This window comes from Micromonospora sp. S4605, assembly GCF_003176715.1.
Classification (GTDB): domain Bacteria; phylum Actinomycetota; class Actinomycetes; order Mycobacteriales; family Micromonosporaceae; genus Micromonospora; species Micromonospora echinaurantiaca.
The window spans coordinates 78,604-97,443 of record NZ_QGSW01000178.1 but is presented as its reverse complement, the minus strand read 5'-3'; the positions used below and the strand labels follow the sequence as shown (position 1 = coordinate 97,443).

At 73.3% G+C, this 18,840-nt stretch carries 18 protein-coding genes; 7 read left to right on the top strand and 11 right to left on the bottom strand.

The window, feature by feature from the left end; all coding sequences use genetic code 11:
• Positions 1–171: 171 nt before the first annotated feature.
• The gene (locus tag DLJ47_RS13790; protein WP_109900410.1) at positions 172–1,098 is read left to right on the top strand and encodes a helix-turn-helix transcriptional regulator; all 927 of its coding nucleotides are present in this window, start codon (positions 172–174) and stop codon (positions 1,096–1,098) included.
• Positions 1,099–1,226: 128 nt separating this feature from the next.
• Positions 1,227–2,210 (top strand): hypothetical protein, encoded by a 984-nt coding sequence (locus DLJ47_RS13785; RefSeq protein WP_109900409.1) that lies wholly within the window; start codon positions 1,227–1,229, stop codon positions 2,208–2,210.
• 37 nt (positions 2,211–2,247) lie between these two features.
• Here DLJ47_RS13785 and DLJ47_RS13780 read toward each other — a convergent pair whose 3' ends face one another.
• Genes DLJ47_RS13780 through DLJ47_RS13770 form a run of 3 tightly spaced genes read right to left on the bottom strand, consistent with a single transcriptional unit; the run spans position 2,248 to position 4,449 of the window.
• Positions 2,248–2,862 (bottom strand): response regulator transcription factor, encoded by a 615-nt coding sequence (locus DLJ47_RS13780; RefSeq protein WP_109900408.1) that lies wholly within the window; start codon positions 2,860–2,862, stop codon positions 2,248–2,250.
• Between the two features lie 10 nt (positions 2,863–2,872).
• A complete protein-coding gene (locus DLJ47_RS13775; RefSeq protein ID WP_109900407.1) occupies positions 2,873–3,991 on the bottom strand; it encodes a sensor histidine kinase in 1,119 nt (372 codons plus the stop codon).
• Between the two features lie 14 nt (positions 3,992–4,005).
• Positions 4,006–4,449, bottom strand: coding sequence for a DUF6069 family protein (locus DLJ47_RS13770; protein ID WP_109900406.1), 444 nt, complete (start codon positions 4,447–4,449; stop codon positions 4,006–4,008).
• Positions 4,450–4,605: 156 nt separating this feature from the next.
• Here DLJ47_RS13770 and DLJ47_RS13765 point away from each other — a divergent pair, with 156 nt between their 5' ends.
• The 4 genes from DLJ47_RS13765 to DLJ47_RS13750 all read left to right on the top strand — a co-directional run bounded on the left by DLJ47_RS13765 (position 4,606) and on the right by DLJ47_RS13750 (position 8,225).
• Entirely contained in the window at positions 4,606–5,157 is a 552-nt protein-coding gene (locus DLJ47_RS13765; protein WP_109900405.1) for a DUF5872 domain-containing protein, read from the top strand.
• 198 nt (positions 5,158–5,355) lie between these two features.
• Positions 5,356–6,441: a FecCD family ABC transporter permease gene (locus DLJ47_RS13760; protein WP_199235832.1), complete on the top strand. Its 1,086-nt coding sequence runs from the start codon at positions 5,356–5,358 to the stop codon at positions 6,439–6,441.
• A 24-nt stretch (positions 6,442–6,465) separates the two neighbouring features.
• Positions 6,466–7,449 (top strand): ABC transporter substrate-binding protein, encoded by a 984-nt coding sequence (locus tag DLJ47_RS13755; protein ID WP_109900403.1) that lies wholly within the window; start codon positions 6,466–6,468, stop codon positions 7,447–7,449.
• Positions 7,446–8,225, top strand: coding sequence for an ABC transporter ATP-binding protein (locus DLJ47_RS13750; RefSeq protein WP_109900402.1), 780 nt, complete (start codon positions 7,446–7,448; stop codon positions 8,223–8,225). The genes DLJ47_RS13755 and DLJ47_RS13750 overlap by 4 nt, the downstream gene beginning before the upstream one ends.
• Before the next feature lie 91 nt (positions 8,226–8,316).
• Here the strand turns inward: DLJ47_RS13750 and DLJ47_RS13745 are convergent, their stop codons facing one another.
• A complete protein-coding gene (locus DLJ47_RS13745; RefSeq protein ID WP_109900401.1) occupies positions 8,317–8,868 on the bottom strand; it encodes a DinB family protein in 552 nt (183 codons plus the stop codon).
• Positions 8,869–9,002: 134 nt separating this feature from the next.
• Between DLJ47_RS13745 and pdxY the strand changes: the two genes are divergently transcribed.
• A complete protein-coding gene (pdxY, locus tag DLJ47_RS13740; protein ID WP_109900400.1) occupies positions 9,003–9,854 on the top strand; it encodes a pyridoxal kinase PdxY in 852 nt (283 codons plus the stop codon).
• Between the two features lie 133 nt (positions 9,855–9,987).
• Here pdxY and DLJ47_RS13735 read toward each other — a convergent pair whose 3' ends face one another.
• From DLJ47_RS13735 to DLJ47_RS13705, 7 genes are all read right to left on the bottom strand, one after another.
• Complete coding sequence (locus tag DLJ47_RS13735) at positions 9,988–10,350, bottom strand: hypothetical protein (RefSeq protein WP_109900399.1); 363 nt, start codon at positions 10,348–10,350, stop codon at positions 9,988–9,990.
• Positions 10,351–10,566: 216 nt separating this feature from the next.
• Positions 10,567–13,389, bottom strand: a complete 2,823-nt coding sequence (locus DLJ47_RS13730; protein ID WP_109900398.1) for a DUF5682 family protein — start codon at positions 13,387–13,389, stop codon at positions 10,567–10,569.
• The gene (locus tag DLJ47_RS13725; RefSeq protein WP_109900397.1) at positions 13,386–14,498 is read right to left on the bottom strand and encodes an ATP-binding protein; all 1,113 of its coding nucleotides are present in this window, start codon (positions 14,496–14,498) and stop codon (positions 13,386–13,388) included. The genes DLJ47_RS13730 and DLJ47_RS13725 overlap by 4 nt, the downstream gene beginning before the upstream one ends.
• Before the next feature lie 14 nt (positions 14,499–14,512).
• Positions 14,513–15,838: a VWA domain-containing protein gene (locus tag DLJ47_RS13720; protein WP_109900396.1), complete on the bottom strand. Its 1,326-nt coding sequence runs from the start codon at positions 15,836–15,838 to the stop codon at positions 14,513–14,515.
• Complete coding sequence (locus tag DLJ47_RS13715; protein WP_109900395.1) at positions 15,835–17,235, bottom strand: hypothetical protein; 1,401 nt, start codon at positions 17,233–17,235, stop codon at positions 15,835–15,837. Before DLJ47_RS13715 ends, DLJ47_RS13720 begins: the two co-directional genes overlap by 4 nt.
• A complete protein-coding gene (locus tag DLJ47_RS13710) occupies positions 17,235–17,702 on the bottom strand; it encodes a hypothetical protein (protein WP_199235843.1) in 468 nt (155 codons plus the stop codon). The genes DLJ47_RS13715 and DLJ47_RS13710 overlap by 1 nt, the downstream gene beginning before the upstream one ends.
• A gap of 400 nt (positions 17,703–18,102) precedes the next feature.
• Positions 18,103–18,825, bottom strand: a complete 723-nt coding sequence (locus tag DLJ47_RS13705) for a DUF1223 domain-containing protein (RefSeq protein WP_158289816.1) — start codon at positions 18,823–18,825, stop codon at positions 18,103–18,105.
• Positions 18,826–18,840 lie beyond the last annotated feature (15 nt).

Here is an 18,840-nt window from a genome sequence, read left to right as displayed (position 1 = left end):
TGTCTCCTTGACGGATACCGGTCGGTGCGTTCCCCGGGCCGGGGAACGGATCCCATGCTGCGGCGGTGCGCCCGGCCCCGGACACCGTCAACCGCGCCCAGCCCTGCCTGGGAACGGCATGCCCACCCAACCGCTGGGCACCGCACCGCCGGCGCGGCAATCATTGACGACATGGCAGGACGCACGGATCTGGGTGACTTCCTCAGGAAGTGCCGGGCGGACACGACGCCGGAAGCCGCGGGCATTCCCGGCTACGCCGGTCAGGGCGGCCGGCGGGTGCGCGGCCTGCGCCGGGAGGAGGTGGCCCAGCTCGCCGGGGTGAGCGTCGACTACTACACCCGGCTGGAGCAGGGCCGGCACACCAGCCCGTCGGAAGCGGTCCTCGACGCCCTGGGGCGGGTCTTCCGGCTCGACGCCGCCGCCCGCGCCCACCTCGCCGACCTGGCCCGGCCGCCCCGGCGCCGCGCCGAGCAGGCGCCGGCGCAGCGGGTCCGGCCGGCCATGCACCAGATGATCGCCTCGCTGGTCGACCACCCGGCCTTCATCGTCGGCCGCCGCACCGACGTCCTCGCGTCGAACACGCTGGCGCGTGCCCTGCTCACCGACTGGACCCGGCTGCCACCCCGGCACCGCAACTACATCCGGTGGATCTTCCTCGACCCGGCCGCCCGCGAGGCCTTCCTCGACTGGCCGACGGTGGCGGCCGAGGCGGTCGGCACCCTGCGGCTCTACGCCGGGCGGTTCCCCGACGACCCCCGGCTCACCGAACTGGTCGGGGAGCTGACCATCAAGAGCCCGGAATTCCGCACCTGGTGGAACGGACACCAGGTGCACGAGCGCACGCACGGCACCAAGCACATGACGCACCCCGCCGTAGGGCCGATCACCATCCGGTACGAGGCACTGGCGCTGCCCGGCGACGAGGAACAGACGCTGTTCATCTACACCACCGACCCGGGCAGCCCGTCGCACGACAACCTGCGCCTGCTCGCGCTCTGGGCGAACCAGCAACCGGCGAGCCCCGCCGCGGCCGGCGGGACCCCGGCCCCCGAGCCGCCGGCCCGCGCGGATACCGGCCCCGTCGCCGACTCCGCCTGACCGGTCGGCAACACGCTCGGCCACCCACCCTGAACCCGTCGCGCGGTGCGGCCAGCCGCGGCCAGGTGCGGCCAGGTGCGGCCGGGGCGGGTGAGCGGAATGCTCGGGTCGATCTCTATGATCGCCGGATGTTCGGACTCTTCCGCAGGCCGCCCACCCCCGACACCGACTACGGGCAGGCCGATCTGGAGCTGCGTGCCGCGCGGGACCGGGCGCTCGCCGGTGACTGGACGGCGGCCCGGGATCTGATCGTGGCCACCGGCCGGGACTGGGAGCTGCGCGGACGCCGGCTGTCGATCCTGGGTGGCGCTGCCGGGGAGGCGCCGCACTGGCTGGACGCGTGGGAGGCCGCCGCGCCGGACGACCCGACGGTGGCGATCCTGCGCGCCGACGCGCTGATGGACCAGGCCGGCGAGGCCCGCGGCGCCGCGGCGGCACGCCACACCACCCGCGAGCAGTTCCGGGAGTTCGAACGGCTCTCCGCCCTCGCCGGCCAGGCCAGCCAGCGCGCGGTGCAGCTCAACCCCGACGACCCCTACCCGTGGGTGACCCGGATGGCCTCCACGCTCGCCAACGGCCACCGGCTACGCGACGAGTTCCGCGCGGCGATGGACGAGGCGGTCAAGCGCGACCCGGACAACTTCGAGGCCCACCTGATGGCGGTGACCTTCCTCTGCGAGAAGTGGTACGGCTCGCACGAGCAGATGTTCGCCGCGGCCCGCGAGCCCGCCGCCGCCGCGCCCGTCGGCTCGTCGGTGGCGATGCTGCCGCTGCTCGCCCACTTCGAGTACGCGCTGCGCGAGTACGGCTTCGACACGCGGGCGTCGTCGCTGAGCGCGAAGGCGAGCTACTTCCGCCGGCCGGAGGTGATCCGGGAGATCGAGGCGTGCGCCGCCAAGTGGCGCGGGGCCGGCGAACCTCGCCTGATCGGTCGCGGCATCACGCTCCGGCACTGGCTCGCGCTGGCCAACTACCTGGCCGAGCGCGACCGGAAGGGCACCCGGGCCCTGCTCGCGCAGATCGGGCCCTACCTCGGCAGCACCGCCGTGTACGGCTACTTCTGGGTGCGGCAGACCGAGGGCTTCCAGGCCGTCTGGAAGTGGGCCGGCTGAACGAGGCCGGTGCGGCCCGCTGCGCCTCGTCGAACCTTCAGAGCCAGCCCTGGTCACGGGCCCGGCGGTACGCCTCGGCGCGGTTGCGGGTGTCCGTCTTGCCGATGGCCGCCGACAGGTAGTTGCGGACCGTGCTCGGCGACAGGTGCAGCCGGGCGGCCACGTCGGCGATGGTCGCGCCGTCGGCGGAGGCGGTGAGCACCTCCCGCTCGCGCTCGGACAGCGGGTTGGGGCTGGCGCCGAGCGCCCGCGCCGCGAGCTGCGGGTCGACGACGATCTCGCCAGCGAGCACCCGACGGATGGCCGCCGCCAGGTCCTCGACCGGGTCGTCCTTGACGAGGAACGCCCGGGCGCCGGCCTGGAGCGCGCGCCTGAGGTAGCCCGGCCGGCCGAACGTCGTCACGATGACGACCGCGCACGACGGCACGGCCCGTACGACGTCGCCGATGACGTCCAGGCCACTGCGCCCGGGCAGCTCGATGTCGAGCAGGCACACGTCGGGGCGTACCCGCTCGACCGCCGCCACCACCTCGTCGCCGCGCGCCACCTGGGCCACGACCGTCAGGTCGTCCTCGAGGTCGAGCAGGGTGGCCAGCGCCGAGCGCATCATGCCCTGGTCCTCGGCGATGAGCAGGCGCGTCGTCCGATCCATCGACGCCGCCCTACCGCGGGCCCACGGGTACGGACGCGGCCAGGCGGAAGCCCGCCGGCGTCCGGGACGCGGTCAGCTCGCCGCCGAGGTCCTGCACCCGTTCCCGCAGGCCGTACAGGCCGCTGCCCTCCTCGCCGGCCGGGCCTTCCCGACCGTCGTCGACGATCTCCACGGTCACCGTCGACCCGTCCGAGGTCACGGCGATCCGGCAGTTGCGGGCACGGGCGTGCCGCAGCACGTTCGTCGTTCCCTCCCGGACCACCCAGCCGAGCAGGGAATCCACTTCGGCGTCGAGGGGAATCGCCGGTGGGGTGAGGTCGAGCCGGACGTTGCCGGCGGCCAGTGCCGTACCCGCACCGGCCAACTCGTCGTCCAGTCGCACGCTGCGGTAGCCGGTCACCGCCTGGCGGACCTCGGTCAGCGCCCGGCGGCCGGTGGTCTCGATGTCGCGCGCGTGCTCGGCCGCGGCGGCCGGGTCGCGCTCGGCGAGCCGCCGTACCGCCTGCGCGCTCACCACCATCACCGACAGCGTGTGCCCGAGCAGGTCGTGCAGGTCGCGCGAGAAGCGCAGCCGTTCCTCGTCGACGGCGGCCCGGGCCAGGCGTTCGCGGGTGCGGCGCAGCTCGGCGGCGAGGTCGAGGAGGTGGTAGACCAGGAACGTGCCGACGCCGCCGAAGAAGGTCGCGAAACCCAACGACAGTGCGGTGTCGACCGAGCCGGTCTCCAGGCCGGCGGCCAGCGCTCCGCTGATCGTCAGCGACGCGATGGTGCCCACCGCCCAGCGGGGCCGGACCGCCACCGCCACCGCGATGGCGAGCAGCGGGAACACGAACTGCCGGTCGGTGCGCCAGAGCACCAGGTACGCGGTGACGAGCAGGACGAGCACGGCGGCCACCACCTCGGCCCGCCACCTCGGCGTCCGCGACCGGAACGGCAACCACACGGCGTACGCGTAGCCGACGCCGATGACGACCACGTGGCCCGCCCGCGGTAGCCGACCGTCCGCAACGGCGGTCACCAGGGGAGCGGTGAGCAGGAGCGGCGCCCAGACCAGGGCGAACCACGGGCCGGGGTGGCGGGCGAACCACGCCACCGCCGGCTGCGGCTCGGTGCAGTAGGTGTCGCGCATCTCCGTCGGTCCGTTCAGCCGGCCGCGGTCGGTGCCGCGCTCCGGTCCTCCGCCCCGGGCGCGAGCCCGAGGATCAGCGTCGCTCCGACGGCCAGGTGCATGGCGATCAGGCTGGCGAGCACGCCCCCGGTCGCCCCGGACGACGGTGGCCCGAGCAGGGACAGCGCGAGCACTGTCCACGCCGTGATCCGCCATGCCCGTCGCCCCCGGTGCTGCCGCCAGCTCTCCAGGAACGCTAGCAGCGCCCATCCGGCGGCACCGGCCACCAGGGCGGCGACGACGATGGACGCCGGGCCGACGGTCCGGGTCGTCGGCGGCGTACCGACTGCCAGGTCCAGGCCGGCGACCGGGTCGCACACCACCCAGACGGCGAGGCCGGCGATCACGGCGAGCCCGAGCGTCGCCGCCCGACGACCCCGCCGGACGGACGGCTGCGGGTGGGCGATGGTCTCTGTCATGGGATTTCCTTCCGGTGTCGTCCTCCAACGCGCTCGACGCTACGGAGGTCGACCCGTCCGCCGGCAGGCCGCGGAATCCCGTCTCCGGCAGGACGAATGTCCTGCCGCCGGGAGGTGGGCAGGTATGTGCCGGCGTGCCCCGGGTAACCGGCCGGCATGGCGCGGTACACCAAGCCCGAACTCAGAGAGCAGATCAAGGAAGACATCCAGGCTTCCGACAAGGGTGGCCGGCCGGGGCAGTGGTCGGCACGCAAGTCCCAGCTGCTCACCAAGGAGTACCAGCGGCGCGGCGGGGGCTATCTCGGCCCGAAGGACGAGCGGCAGAAGTCCCTGCAACGGTGGGGCAACGAAAAGTGGCAGACCAAGGAGGGCGACACCCGGGCGCGCCGGGACGGCGAGACGGGTCGCTATCTGCCCAAGCGGGCCTGGGAGCAGCTCTCCGGCGAGCAGAAGCGGGCGACCGACGCCAAGAAGCGCAAGGAGTCCAAGGCGGGCAGGCAGTACGTCTCGAACACCGGGCCGGCCAAACGGGCACGGCGGAACGCCTCGGCGGCCGGGCGGCTGTCGGAGCTGCCGGTCGCCGAGGCGACCAAGCGCGTCCGCCACCTCGACACGGGCCAGCTCAAGGACGAGCTGCGACGCGAGCGCGACGGCAAGGGTCGTAAGACGCTCCTGCAACGACTGGAGGCGGAACTCGCGCGGCGCTGACCGCGCGTACCACCAGGGCCGGCCGCCTCCGGGAGCGCCGGCGAGCGTGCACGGGTCGACGACCGCGGGGCGCATCGCCCGCTGAACGGACGTTCCGGGTGAACAGCGGCGCACCGGCTTCCGGTGGCCATGATCTTGCTGATACCTTGTTGCAGGTCTTTGGCAAGAGCCATGATTTTGCATCTGGGGGTACGGCGGATGGCCACCACCCTGCGGACCGAGCGGGAGGACGTGCTCGGCGTCGCGGCGCAGCGACGCCGGACCGCGACCTGGCTGGTCGTGCTGACGGTGGGGTTGCTCCTCACCGGGGTGATCGCGGTCGGGTCCGGCGCGATCGGGGTTCCTCCGCCGACCGTGGTCCGGATCATCGGGCACCAGCTCGTCGGCCTGCCCGGCGAGGTGACCTGGACGCTGCCCCAGGAGGCCATCGTCTGGCAGGTCCGGCTGCCCCGGGTGCTGCTCGGCATGCTCGTCGGCGCCGGACTGGCGGTGTGCGGGGTGGCGCTGCAGGCCATGGTGCGCAACGTCCTGGCCGACCCGTACCTGCTGGGCGTCAACTCCGGGGCCGCCAGCGGCGCCGCGGCGGCGATCCTGTTCGGGGCCGGCGCCGGCTTCGGGCAGTACGCCCTGTCCACCAGCGCCTTCATCGGCGCGCTCGGGGCGTCCCTGCTGGTCTTCCTGATCGCGCGCACCGGCGGTCGGGTGACCTCGATCCGGCTGCTGCTGGCCGGCGTCGCGGTCGGCTACGCGCTGTACGCCACCACCAGCTTCCTGATCTTCGCGTCCGGGTCCGCCGAAGGTGCGCGTTCGGTCATGTTCTGGCTGCTCGGGTCCCTCGGGTTGGCCCGTTGGAACGCCCTGCTGGTGGTCGCCGCGGTCGTGCTGGGCGGGACGATCCTCTACCTGACAGTCGCCGGGCGGCGGCTCGACGTGCTGGCCATCGGTGACGAGACCGCGCAGACCCTGGGAGTCTCGCCCGCCCGGTTCCGGATGCGGCTGCTGGTGGTCGTCTCGCTCAGCATCGGCGTGCTGGTCTCCGCCGCCGGCAGCATCGGTTTCGTCGGGCTCGTCGTCCCGCACCTGGCCCGCCGCATCGTCGGGTCGCCGCACGTGCGGGTGGTGCCGGTGGCGGCGCTGCTCGGCGCGATCCTGCTGGTCTGGGCCGACGTGCTCGCGCGGGTGCTGCTGGCCCCGCAGGAGATCCCGATCGGCATCATCACCTCCCTCCTCGGGGCGCCGTTCCTGGTGGTCCTGATCCGTCGTCTACACGCCTCCGGCGCCTGAGCCGAGCCGGCAAGGAGAAAGTTCATGAGGGCAACTCGCCTCGCCCGCACCGCCGCCGCCTCCGTCGTCCTGCTGCTCGCCGCCGCCTGTGGCGACGGTGCCGCGCCGACGGCCGCGGAGCAGGGTTACCCGCTCACCGTCAGCAACTGCGGCGCCGAGGTCACCTTCCCGGTCGCGCCGAAGCGCGTCGTCCTGCTCAGGAGCGCCGCCGTGCCGTACCTGCACTCCCTCGGCGTGCTGGACCGGGTCACCGCCCGGGCCGGGCAGTACCCGAAGGAGTACTACGACGCCGCGACCCGCGCCGAACTGGACCGGATCCCGCTGCTGACCGACAAGACCGACACCAGCGGCCACCTGCAGATCTCCAAGGAGGTGGTGATCAGCCAGCAGCCCGATCTGGTCCTCGGCGAGGTCGACAACCTGTCCCGCGACACCCTCGCCGCGGTGGACATCCCCCTGCTGGAGGAGCCTGCCATGTGCCCCGACAGCACCACCGCGCCGACCTTCGACGACATCTACGCCCAGCTGCAGACGTACGGAAAGGTGTTCGGCCGCGAAGCCGAGGCCGCCACCGCCGTCACCGCGCTGAAGGAGCGGATGACCAGGATCCGGGCCGAGGCCGTTCCCTCGGCCGGGCGGACCGCCGCGGTGCTCTATCCGACCGTCGGCGGCGGCACCACCTACGCCTACGGCACGGCCAGCATGGCCCACCCACAACTGGAGGCGGCCGGCTTCCGCAACGTCTTCGGCGACGTCAAGGAGCGGGTCTTCGAGGTCACCGTGGAGGAGCTGCTCGGCCGCGATCCCGAGGTGCTGATCCTGCTGTACAGCGACGGCGACCCGAAGGCGGTCGAGCAGGGACTGACCGCGCTTCCCGGCGCGGAGAACCTCAGCGCCGTCCGCGCCGGCAACGTCATGACCCAGCTGTTCAACTTCACCGAGCCGCCCACCCCGCTGTCGGTCGACGGCCTGGAGCGGATCGTGCGGCGTTTCCAGGTGAACCCGTGATCGAAGCGACAGCGGTCTCCTGGCACTACGGCGCGAACCCCGTCCTCGACGGGGTCAGCGTCACCGCCCGGCCGGGCCGGGTCCTCGGACTGATCGGCCCGAACGGCAGCGGCAAGACCACCCTGCTCCGACTCCTCTACGGTGCGCTGCGCAGCCCCTCCGGCCAGGTACTCGTCGACGGCGACGACCTCACCGCGCTGGGGTCGCGGGAGGCCGCCCGCCGGCTGGCCGTCGTCGTGCAGGAGACCGGCGGCGAGACGGCACTGACCGTCGCGGAGCTGGTGCTCCTGGGCCGGGGACCACACCTGTCGACCTTTCAACGCGCCGGCCGGGCCGACCACGAGATCGCGGCCCGCTGCCTGGCCCGGGTCGGTGCCGCCCACCTCGGCACCCGGGCCTTCGCCCGGCTCTCCGGAGGTGAGCGCCAGCGGGTGCTGATCGCCCGGGCCCTCGCCCAGCAGGCCACCCACCTGCTGCTCGACGAGCCCACCAACCACCTCGACATCCGCTACCAGCACGAGATCCTTAACCTGGTGCGCAACCTGGGCACCTGTTCGGTCGTGGTGCTGCACGACCTCAACCTCGCCGCCCGCTACTGCGACGACCTGGTGCTGCTGGGCCGGGACGGGGTGGCCGCCGCCGGCGCCGTGGACGACGTGCTGGACCCGGCCGTCCTCGAACCCGTCTACGGCATCGGCATCCGGCGCCTGGATCTCGACGGCGCCATCCACCTGCTGTTCCAGCCGCACACCGTCGCCGAGCGGACCGCCGCCTGACGGCGCGGGACCGCATCGACCAGTCCCGAGCGGACACTGGTAGATCGCCCGGCGTACCGGCTGATCCGGCCGGCTGCCGGTGCGCCGGCTGCTAGCAGGTGAAGTCCTCGGGTGCGCCCTCACCCACGCGGCCGTCAACGGCCTCGCGCAGGATGTCCGCGTGGCCGGTGTGCCGTGCGTACTCCTCGATCATGTCGAGGAGCATGTCCCGGACGGTGGGGGTGCGTCCGTCCGGCCAGGTGAAGGCGGCCGGTCCGTCGAGCCCGCGTTCCTCGACGACCTCGGTAACCAGCTTCCGGGACCGGTCGACGGCGTCTCGCCACACCCGGTGGACGTCTTCGGGCGCATCGAGGGCGCCCGTGCGCCACTCCCAGTCGGGGTCGGCGTCGAAATCCACCGCGTCCCAGGGGGCTCCGTACTCCTGGCCGGCGAGCTTGACGGCCAGCCAGTCGGCTTCGACCAGCGCCATGTGCTTGACCAGGCCACCGAGTGTCATCGTGCTGGCGGCGGTGGTCGCGCGCAGGCCCTTCGCGTCGAGATCCGACGTCTTCCAGGCGAAGGTGCGCCGGTTGCGGTCGAGCACCGACAGCAGGGACTCCACCTCGGTGCGGGCCGGTTGGGGCTGTGGAGTGGTCTCACCCATCACCGGAGCATAGGCATCCGGACGGGCCCGCGCTGTCCCCTGGTCGGGGCGGGGCCACGGTGCCGAACGAGGTCGAGGGCACCCGGTGGCCGGTCTCCGGGTGAGGCGCCGGCGGGAACCGTCATGATGAGCCGGTGAAGATCCTGTCTATCCAGTCGTCGGTCGCCTACGGCCACGTCGGCAACTCGGCCGCCGTCTTCCCGCTCCAGCGGCTCGGGCACGAGGTCTGGCCGGTGCTGACGGTCCACTTCTCCAACCACACCGGGTACGGCGCGTGGCGCGGACCGCTGCTGGCGCCGGCCGACGTTGCCGAGGTGATCGCGGGCATCGGTGACCGCGGGGTCCTCGGCAGCGCCGACGCGGTGCTGTCCGGCTACCAGGGCGACCCGGCGATGGGTGCGGTGATCCTCGACGCGGTGGACACGGTCAAGGCGGCCAACCCGGACGCGGTGTACTGCTGCGATCCGGTGATGGGCGACGCCGGCCGGGGGATGTTCGTCCGGCCGGGCATCCCGGAGTACCTGCGCGACGTCGTCGTGCCGCGCGCGGACATCATCACCCCGAACCACTTCGAGCTGGACTTCCTCGCCGGCCGTACGACGACGTCGCTGACCGGGTTGCTGGAAGCAGTCGACGTGGTGCGCGAGACGGGGCCGCGGCAGGTGCTGGTCACCAGCGTGCTCCACGACGACGTACCCGAGGGATCGCTGGAGGTGGTGGCCGTCTCCGACGAGGGCGCCTGGGCGGTGACCACGCCGCTACTGCCGATCAGCCCGAACGGCGGGGGCGACGTCACCGCGGCGCTCTACCTCGCGCACCTGTGGACGACGGGCTCACCCGCGACGGCACTGGAACGCACCATCGCCTCCGTCTTCACCGTCCTCGAGGCGACGCTCGCGGCCGGCACCCGGGAGATCCAGCTGATCGCGGCCCAGGACGCGATCGCCGACCCGCCGCCGCGGTTCGCCGCCCGGCGGCTGCGCTGACCGACCGCCGCACCGGCGTGCTGGCTGTTCGCCGGGCGCCGAGCCGGCACCTGGTCGGCGGCGACGGGTCGACGGCCGCTGGCGCCGGCGGGGTGGAGCCGGGCGGGACGTCGTCCCGCCCGGCGTCCCCGGGTCAGGGCGCGCAGTTGTAGTTGCGCACCGCGCTGGTCAGCTTCTCCTGGTCGCCGAACTTCGCGTAGACCCGCAGCTGGCACGGTAGATCCAGGTCACCGTAGTAGCTCGTGACCTCGTTGTCGTAGTACGTGGTGCCGCTGTCCGCGACCTGCCAGGTGCCGCTGTCGGCGGAGTGGACCTCCCAGTAGACGTCGCCGGCGCAGCCCTGCAGGCCGCGCGACCAGGCGATGATGTTCGCCCCGTTGTAGATCTCGGACTGCACCAGGGTGCAGGTGGCCGCCGCCTGTGCGGGTGCGGCGCCGACGACCAGTCCGGCCGTCAGCAGGGCCCCCGCTCCGACCGCCGACATCAGCTTGCGCATGGTCCGATACCTCCAAGATGGATGGTGGATCACTTCCCGGAGGGTAGCCCGATCGGAAAAGGAGTTTCAAGGCACGAACATCAATTGTCGAAATTCTTCATCGACGGGCGTGGCTGTCGCCCGGGCCCGGATCGTGACCCGGCCGGCGTCGTGGGCACGGCAGCACCAGCCGGCCCGCCGGTGGGGTCGCCGGCAGCCGGCCACGCCCGACCGCCGTTACCCCGACGCCCCCGCCAGGAGCCCGGCGACCGCGTCCGCCGACGCTGGGTGTGCGGCCACCAACGCCGCCGCGGCCCCGGAGGCGGCCGGCGGGGCGTCCCGCCGCCACTCACCGGCGCAGCCGAGCAGCGCGGCCATCGCGTCCACCGCCGCCGGATGGCCGGCGAGCAACGCGGTCACCGCGGTGCTCGGAGCCGGTCGTACGACCGGCGCCGGCCGACCGGCGGCCCGCCACGGCGGCACCCAGGCGTCCAGGGCGGGCAGGCTGCCGGGGAAGGTACGTTCGGCCTCGCGGACCAGCCGCGGCACCAGATCCGGTCCCTGGTCCCGCAGCGTCGTGATCAGCGTGGGCAGCCAGGGCAGCAGCACCGGATCGGGCAGCCGGGCGAACGCCGTCGACATCGTCTCGACCACGAACGGCGCCAGTCCCGGCGCCGGCTCCAGCGCCTGCACGAACCCGGACAGGTACTGCGGGAACGCCGGCACCACCAGCGGGTTCGCCAGCAGTTCGGCGCAGCGCTCCCGCAACTCGGCCAGCGGCAGCAGGCCGAGCTGGTGGCGGGACGCCCAGAGCAGGGCGACCTTCGCCGGCGCCTCCGGGTGGGACTGGCCGACCGCCAGCTCCAGCTGGGACCGGTCGCAGCCCAGCGACAGCGCGAGGCTCTCCATCCCGAACAGGAAGCCCAGCATGGCCCCGACCTGCCGGACCCCGGTCGCCTCGTCCACGAACGCGGTGGGCAGCAGGGTGCAGTAGTGCGCGTACCCGGTGGTCACGAACGCCTCGCACCACGCCGGCAGCCGTGCCGCGGTGGTCCGGTGGTGGGCGAGCAGGCGGCGGATCCGCCGCAGCACCTCGGGCGCGTCGTCCACGGTGCGTTCGGCGGAGAGCAGCTCCACGGCCCGCGTGCCCAGCTCGTCGACCAGGCGCGGACTGTCGAGCAGCCGGATGGCGTCCTCGACGGCGGCGAGCGCGGTGGCGGCGGTGGCGTCGGGCCCGCGGACGGAGCGGCGCAGCCGCTGCTCGAGAACCTGTTCGACGGTGACGCCCTCGTACCCCAGCTCGATCAGCGCGCGCTGGTTGCGGCCGAGCGCCAGGTCCCAGCTCTCCTGCAGCGACCGGTGGCCCAGCCGCCGTTCGCCCATGATCGGGCGGACCGCGTCGGCGGGCAGCAGATGCCGCAGCATCCAGAGCAGGTCCGAGCAGGCCGGCAGCGCCGGGTCGGCGCGCAGGTCCAGCAGGGCCCGCTGCACGGTCCGCTTCTCCAGGTCCAGGCCGAGCGGGCCGAGGCGGTCGAGGACGTCGCGGGCCAGCGGGGGGAGCGAGTCGTAGCCGACCTGGCCGATCCGGTCGCCGCCGAGCAGGATCTCGCAGAGCCGGCGCACGTCCCGGCGGCCCGGCACGACGTCCTTCTCGATGCAGGTGACCGCGGCGTCGGCGAAGTCGTACGGGGTGGGCCGGGCCCGGTTACGCAACCCGGCGAGCAGGATCGAGGTCTCGAACACGGCGATCGCGTCGGCGGTGCTGGCCAGGTAGCCGTTGCGGCGGGCCAGCCGGACGATGTCGACACACCAGCCGCGCAGCTCCGCCTCGTCCAACTCGTCCGGTGCCGGTGGCGCGGCCAGGAAGCCGGTGAGCCGGTCGCTGACCGGGGTGGCGGTCGTCGGGGCTGCCGCCGCCCGCCCGCGTCGGCCCCGCTTCGCCCCGCCCTGCTGGCCGTCGAGCCGGAACGGGACGAGACCGTCGCGGCCCAGCGACTTCGTCCAGGCCGCCGCGGCGATCGACACCGAGCCGGGGGCGAGACCGAACTGCGCCTCGATCGCGGAGTGGCTGGACGGGATCAGGCCGTACCGCCACCGGGTGCCGGTGCGCGGGCTGATCGGGAAGTCCGGCGCGGTGGAGTCGAGGCCGAACTGCTCGACCCGACTGGCCGCGTGGAACGCCCCGCACACGTACAGGCAGTCGGCCGGGTCGGCGCCGGAGGCGGCCAGGTGCTGCCGGATCCGGGTCCACATGTAGCGTTCCCGATCCTCGTCCCGGTCCAGCCGGTCCGCGGCGGTGGGCCGCAGCCGCCGGAAGAGGCTGCCGATGAGCACCATCACCTGCCGGTAGGTGTCGTGGTCGGCGATGGCGAGCGGCCGCTCGACGTACTGGTCCCACCACTCCGACCAGTGCCGCACCTTGCCGTGGTGCAGCAGGTACGCCTCCAGCTCCGCGAACCGGGGCCGCAGATCGCCGATCTCCACGCCGACCGCGTCGCCGTGCAGCGCCGCCTCCTCGGCCGGCTCCCCGGCCGTCACCTCGGCGGCCGGGCCGTCGGTCGCGCCGGCCTCCGCGCGGGGCGTCCACTGGAAGACGTGGTCGGTGGAGCGGTCCACCAGCACCAGCTCCACCCCGGGCGTGTCCAGCGCGTACGCGATGGCCTGGTATTCCGCGGAGGCCTCGGTGATCGGGGCGACGACGCTGAGCGGGGCCCACTCGGCGGGGAAGCCCGCCAGCTCGGTGGCGAAGGCCTGCACGGCCACCGGGAGGCGGCAGTTGCGCAGCTCGGTGAGCAGCGGCTGGAGGTCCTCGCACAGCTCCAGGTAGACGACCTTCGGCTGCTTGGCGCGCAGCCGCCGGAGCATGGCCAGCGCGGAGGCCGGTGAGTGGTGGCACACCGGGAAGATCTCCAGCCGCTCGCCGAGGGCCCGGTCGACGTCGTCGACCATCCCGGCCAGGATGCCGGCCAGCGCGTCGGGGGAGTCGGCGAAGGCGGCGGCCGCGTCGGCGAGTTGCTCGCGCAGCGCGCCGAACAGGCCGCCGTCGGTGGCGGTGGTCACGACAGCGACGCGATCGCCTGGCGACCGCCGTCGAGGAAGCCCGCCCAGTCACCGCCGTCCTGCTTGGCCCGCGGCTCGACGACCCCGTGCAGGTACTTGTTGAGGATGGCCAGGTCCTCGGGGCTGCGCCGGGCCAGCGACCCCATCAGCGACCCGGCGAGGATCTCCGGGCGCAGGGTGCGGTCGCCGAAGAACTGGCTGTGCAGGATGGCGTCCTCCAGCACCCCGATCTGCTCGGCGGTGGACAGCGCCGATTCCAGCTTCTCGTCGTCGCTGGCCGCCGAGGCGGCCGCGGCTCGCAGGTCGGCGAAGCTCTGCAACAGGATGTCCAGCAGGGTGGGCGGCACGTCCAGGTCGATGTGGTGCCGGCGCAGCAGCTCCTCGGTACGGAAGCGGACGATCTCGGCCTCGCTGCGCTTGTTGGTCACCACCGGGATCCGGACGAAGTTGAACCGCCGCTTCAGCGCCGAGGACAGGTCGTTGACGCCCCGGTCGCGGCTGTTCGCGGTGGCGATGATCGAGAAGCCGGGCTTGGCGAAGACGATGTTGTCCCGGTCCAGCTCGGGAATCGAGATGTACTTCTCGGACAGGATCGAGATCAGCGCGTCCTGCACGTCGCTGGTGGAACGGGTCAGCTCCTCGAAGCGGCCGACGACACCCTGCTCCATCGCGGTCATGATCGGCGAGGGGATCATCGACTCGCGGGACTGGCCACGGGCGATGACCATGGACACGTTCCACGAGTACTTGATGTGGTCCTCGGTGGTGCCGGCGGTGCCCTGCACGACCAGCGTGGAGTTGCGGCAGATCGCCGCGGCCAGCAGCTCGGCCAGCCAGCTCTTGCCGGTACCCGGGTCGCCGATCAGCAGCAGCCCCCGGTCGGAGGCCAGGGTGACGATGGCCCGCTCGACGAAGCTGCGGTCGCCGAACCACTTCTGCGGGATCTCCCGGTCCAGGCCGTCGGCCCGTTCCGAGCCGAGGATGAACAGCCGCACCATCCGCGGGCTCAGCCGCCACGAGAACGGCTTCGGGCCGGTGTCGACCGACTCCAGCCAGTCGAGTTCGTCGGCGTACTTGACCTCGGCGGGGGCACGCAGCATGTCGGACATGAGGGGTTGGTCTCCTAGGTGAGGAAGCTCTTGAGCTCGAAGGCGAGTTTGCGGATGTGGCCGGAGACGACCGGCGTGCCCAGGTCCTTGAAGCGCTGCCGGAACCAGGGGTTGACGCTCTGCTGGCCGGAGCTGTTCACCGAACCGACCGGGATGAACCGCACCCCGGAGCGGTGGACGGCCTCGATCCCGTCGAACAGCGGCTGCGACCGGTCGAACTCGTAGAAGTCCGAGATCCACACCAGGACGGTGTTCCTCGGCTCGACGATCTTGGGTCGGGCCATCGCCATCGCGACCGGCCCGTCGTTGCCGCCGCCGAGGTTGGTGCGCAGCAGCACCTCGAACGGGTCGTGCACCCACGGGGTCAGGTCCAGCGCCCGCGTGTCGTACGCGATCAGGTGCACGTCCACCTTGGGCAGCCCGGCGAAGATGGACGCCAGGATCGTGCAGTTGACCATCGAGTCGACCATCGACCCGGACTGGTCCACCACCACGATGAGCCGGGCCGGTGTGGTGCGGCGGGCGGTCTGCCGGTAGTAGAGCCGGTCGACGTAGAGCCGCTGGTCCGCCGGGCTCCAGTTGGTCAGGTTCTGCCAGATGGTGCGGTCCAGGTCGAGGTTGCGGAACACCCGCTTCGGCGGCACCGAGCGGTCGACGGTGCCGACGCTGGTCTGCTCCACCTGGGTCCGCAGCACCTCGGCGACCTCGTCGACGTAGCGGCGGATCAGCGCCTTCGCGTTGGCCAGCGCCACCCCGGACAGGTTGGCCTTGTCCCGCAGCAACTGCTCGATCAGCGACATGCTGGGGGTGAGCCTGCTCGCCAGCTTCGGGTCGGCCAGCACCTCCCGCAGGTGCATCCGCCGGACCAGGTCGCCCTCCAGCCCGGCGAGCGTGCCGCCCAGCTCGCCGCCCTGCCGGCGCAGCTCGCCCGGTGCCGCGCCGAGCGCCTGCTCGAACCAGCCGGCGTCGGACTGCCAGCGGGCGAGCTGGCCGGCGCTGACCGACCCGGAGCCGGTGGCGAACACGTTGAGCAGCAGCTTCGACACCAGCGCCGCCCGGCGTACCTCGGCCTCGCCGGGTCGGGCGGGGCCGGCGGCCGGTTCACCGTCGCTGGTGGTGAGCAGGCCGCGCAGCTCGTCGGCGAGCGCCGGGAAGCGTTGGACCACCGTGTCGACCGAGACCGTCGGGTCGAGCAGTGCGGCCGGCAGGCCGAGATCCTCGACGACGGCCATGCTCGCCGACTCCAGGGCGGGCTGCTCGTCCGGGCTGAACAGCCGGGCCAGCAGCCGCCAGTAGAGCAGCTGCCGGCGGTTCTCGTCGTTGCGCACGGTCTCGGTCATCGGCGCAGCAACCGTCCCGCGCGCTCGCGCAGCACCGCCACGGCGTCGCCCGCCTTCGCCTCCGCCTTCGCGACCTTCGGATCGGTGATTCCGCCGGCCCAGTCGCCGTTGTGCGCCTCGGCCACCTGCCGCCTGCTGGTGAAGCGTACGGCGAGTGGGTGCAGGAGCCAGCGGCCGTCGTCCCAGCGCAGCAGGCCGAGGCAGGCCGACGCGCCGGCCACCCGATTCCGGGTGAGCGGCCCGCTCGCCGGCAGCCGGTCGGCGGCCACCGCGACCCGCTCGCCGTCGAGGTCGAGGACGAGCCCGCCGTCGTCCTCGCGCACGGCAGCGCCCTCGACCAGCACCGGTTCGGCGATCGCGGCCGGGTGCCGGTCCAGCGGCGGTGTCGAGGCGGCGGTCGCCGACCCGAGCAGCAACCGCGCCGTGGCGAACGGGTCGGTCGGCTCGCCCACCTCGGCCCGGGTGTCGTCCCACCGCAGGTCCCCGCCGAGCAGCGGCAGGTCGGTGACCGTCACGGCCCGCCGCTCGGCCAGCGCCCGCAGCAGGGCGGGGTGCCCCGGGAAGAGCCGCCAGATCGCCGGCCCGACGATGGTGGCCACCTTCGCGGCGCCCACCGTCGCCTGGACCAGTCGTGGCGTCCCGCCGCCGGCCGGTTCGAGCACCGCGTGCAGCTGGACCTGCACCGCGGTGTCGTGCTCATGGACATCCACGCCGAGCGGCAACAACCGCCCGGAGACCCGCTCGACGTCCGCCGCCGGCCCGGCCGGCGCGCCCTGGGTGAGCAGCATGCCGCGCGCCCACAGGTCCGCCCAGCGCCGGACCGGCACCTGGGGCATCGCCGCCACCGGTACGCACGCCCGAAGCTCGGCAGCCAGCCCGTCGAGCAGCACGGCGAGCCGGCGCGACCCGGGCTCGGCCAGCGCGGCCTCCACCGGCGCCCCGACCGCCGAGACCAGCTCGTGGTCGACGCCGCGCCAACCGGTGAGCGCCACCTCGTGCAGCCAGGCCCGCGCCGCCAGCAGGGTGGGGGAGACGTGTGTCGCTGCGGCGGCCGGCCCGGGCCACGGCGAACGGTCCCGCCCGAGCGTGTCGTCGAGCTGCCCGAGCAGGGCGTCGTGCGCCGCGCCGAGCAGGGCCGACCGCGCCCCGGCCAGGACGGCCAGGTGCTCCTGCGCGACCGAGCCGGCGGTCACCTTGCCGACCGCCTCGGCCACCCGCGTACCGAGCGGGGTGCCGGCCAGCGCGTCGGCCAGCGCCGCCAACGCGGCGGCGTCGTCCTCGCCGAGCCGGGCCAGCCCCCGGGTCAGCACGTCGTCGAAGCCGGCGACCACATCGAGAGCCTCGGCCAGCCCCGCCGGCACCTCCGCGCGCAGCCGGGTCACCTGGTGCGCCAGCATCAGCCCACCGCCGCGCTCGCCGGGAACCAGTGCAACTCCGGCAGCGGCGCGGTGCTCTCCGGCACCTCCAGGTAGGCCAGGTGGCGCAGGAACCGGCTGAACACCACCGCGGCCGGGCTGGGCTCGTGCCGGGGATCCATCCGGGCGAACAGCTCGGCGCCGGTGTCCACCCCGTCGCCGACGTCCACCCGCAGGTAACGGGCGACCGGCTCGACGCCGTACTGGATGATCGCCTCGTCGGCCAGCGCGTGCAGGTGCTTGCAGGGGTTGCCGCGCAGCCCGCCGCACGGCCGGTTGTTGTTGGTGCTGCAGTGGTACGCGTGGGTGCCGGCGGCCACCGACGAGACGTACACCCGCTCGATGTCGGAACCGCTGGACACCACGCCCTGCAGGCGCCCGTCGGCCAACTCGACGAACGGCACCTTGGCCAGTTTGCGCGCCCGGGCGGGTGGCACCACCCGCAGCACGCTTCGTCGTCGCCACGAGGCTTCGACCGCCTGCGTCATCTCCGACCTCCCGCCGGAGACCGGCTCCGGGCAGGATGCTGCCGCACGCCGGCCCACCTCCGCGCCGCTGTGACGACAGGGATCATGGACCACCGGTACGACATCGCCACCACCGCCGGGTCGGTCGCTGCTCGGCCTTTGGCCCGCGAGCGTGCCAAGCGGAGAGGGCGCCGCCACCTCTGGTGCTGGGCGCCGCCGGTCCGGCGGGCGCAGGTGCTCGACCCGATGGGTCCTCGCCGCGGCGGGACCAGCTGGTCACCAACGTCCGTGATCGACGCGGAAAACCCACGTCCGGACGGGACGGTGCACACCCTCAGCCAGGGACGCCGTCCAGCGCAGGTCTCATCGAGGTCTGCGGATCTCAGCGAGGTGCTGCGGACACGTCGACGGCCGCGGCGCCGACGACGGCGTTGTCACCGGCGTTCTGCAGGTAGCCGATCACCGAGGCCTGCCGGGGATCGAGGTCCGGCGGCACCGCCAGTTCCACCCGACCCCGCTCGGTTTCCGGACGCATCGAGGAGAAGGCCCGTACCACGTTGTCCTGCCGCAGCGTCCGCCCGGCGTTCTCGCCCCGAGCCACCTCGCTGTCCAGGCCACGCTCCACGACCGCCACGTTCAACACCGCCGGAGTCGGGACGGTCTGGTAGTCCACCAGCACCCGGCCGCCACCGGGGGAGTCGGTGACCGACAGGGTGAGCGGCGTACCGGAAACCGCGGTGAGCGCGGACGCGATAGCGGTGGCCGCCTGCCGTCGGTCGGAACCGACGAACTCGACGGTGCCGTTGACGACCATCTGCGGGGTGTACAACCGTCCGGCGCCGAGGGCCCGTGCGTACGCCTCCTGCCGCGCGGTGTACGCCGCGTCGGCGAACCGGTCGGGCCAGCCCAGGTAGTCCCAGTAGTCGACGTGGAAGCCGAGGGCGAACACGGGCAGCCTCCGCTGCCGGGCGTCGCGTTCGATCTCGGTCAGCACCTCCTCGGCGGGCGGACAGCTCGAGCAGCCCTGGGAGGTGAACAGCTCCACCACGGCGAAGCCGCCGTCCGCGCGGGCATCCTCCAACCCGGTGCGCGTTGGGTCCGTCATCGGCCGTCTCCTCCG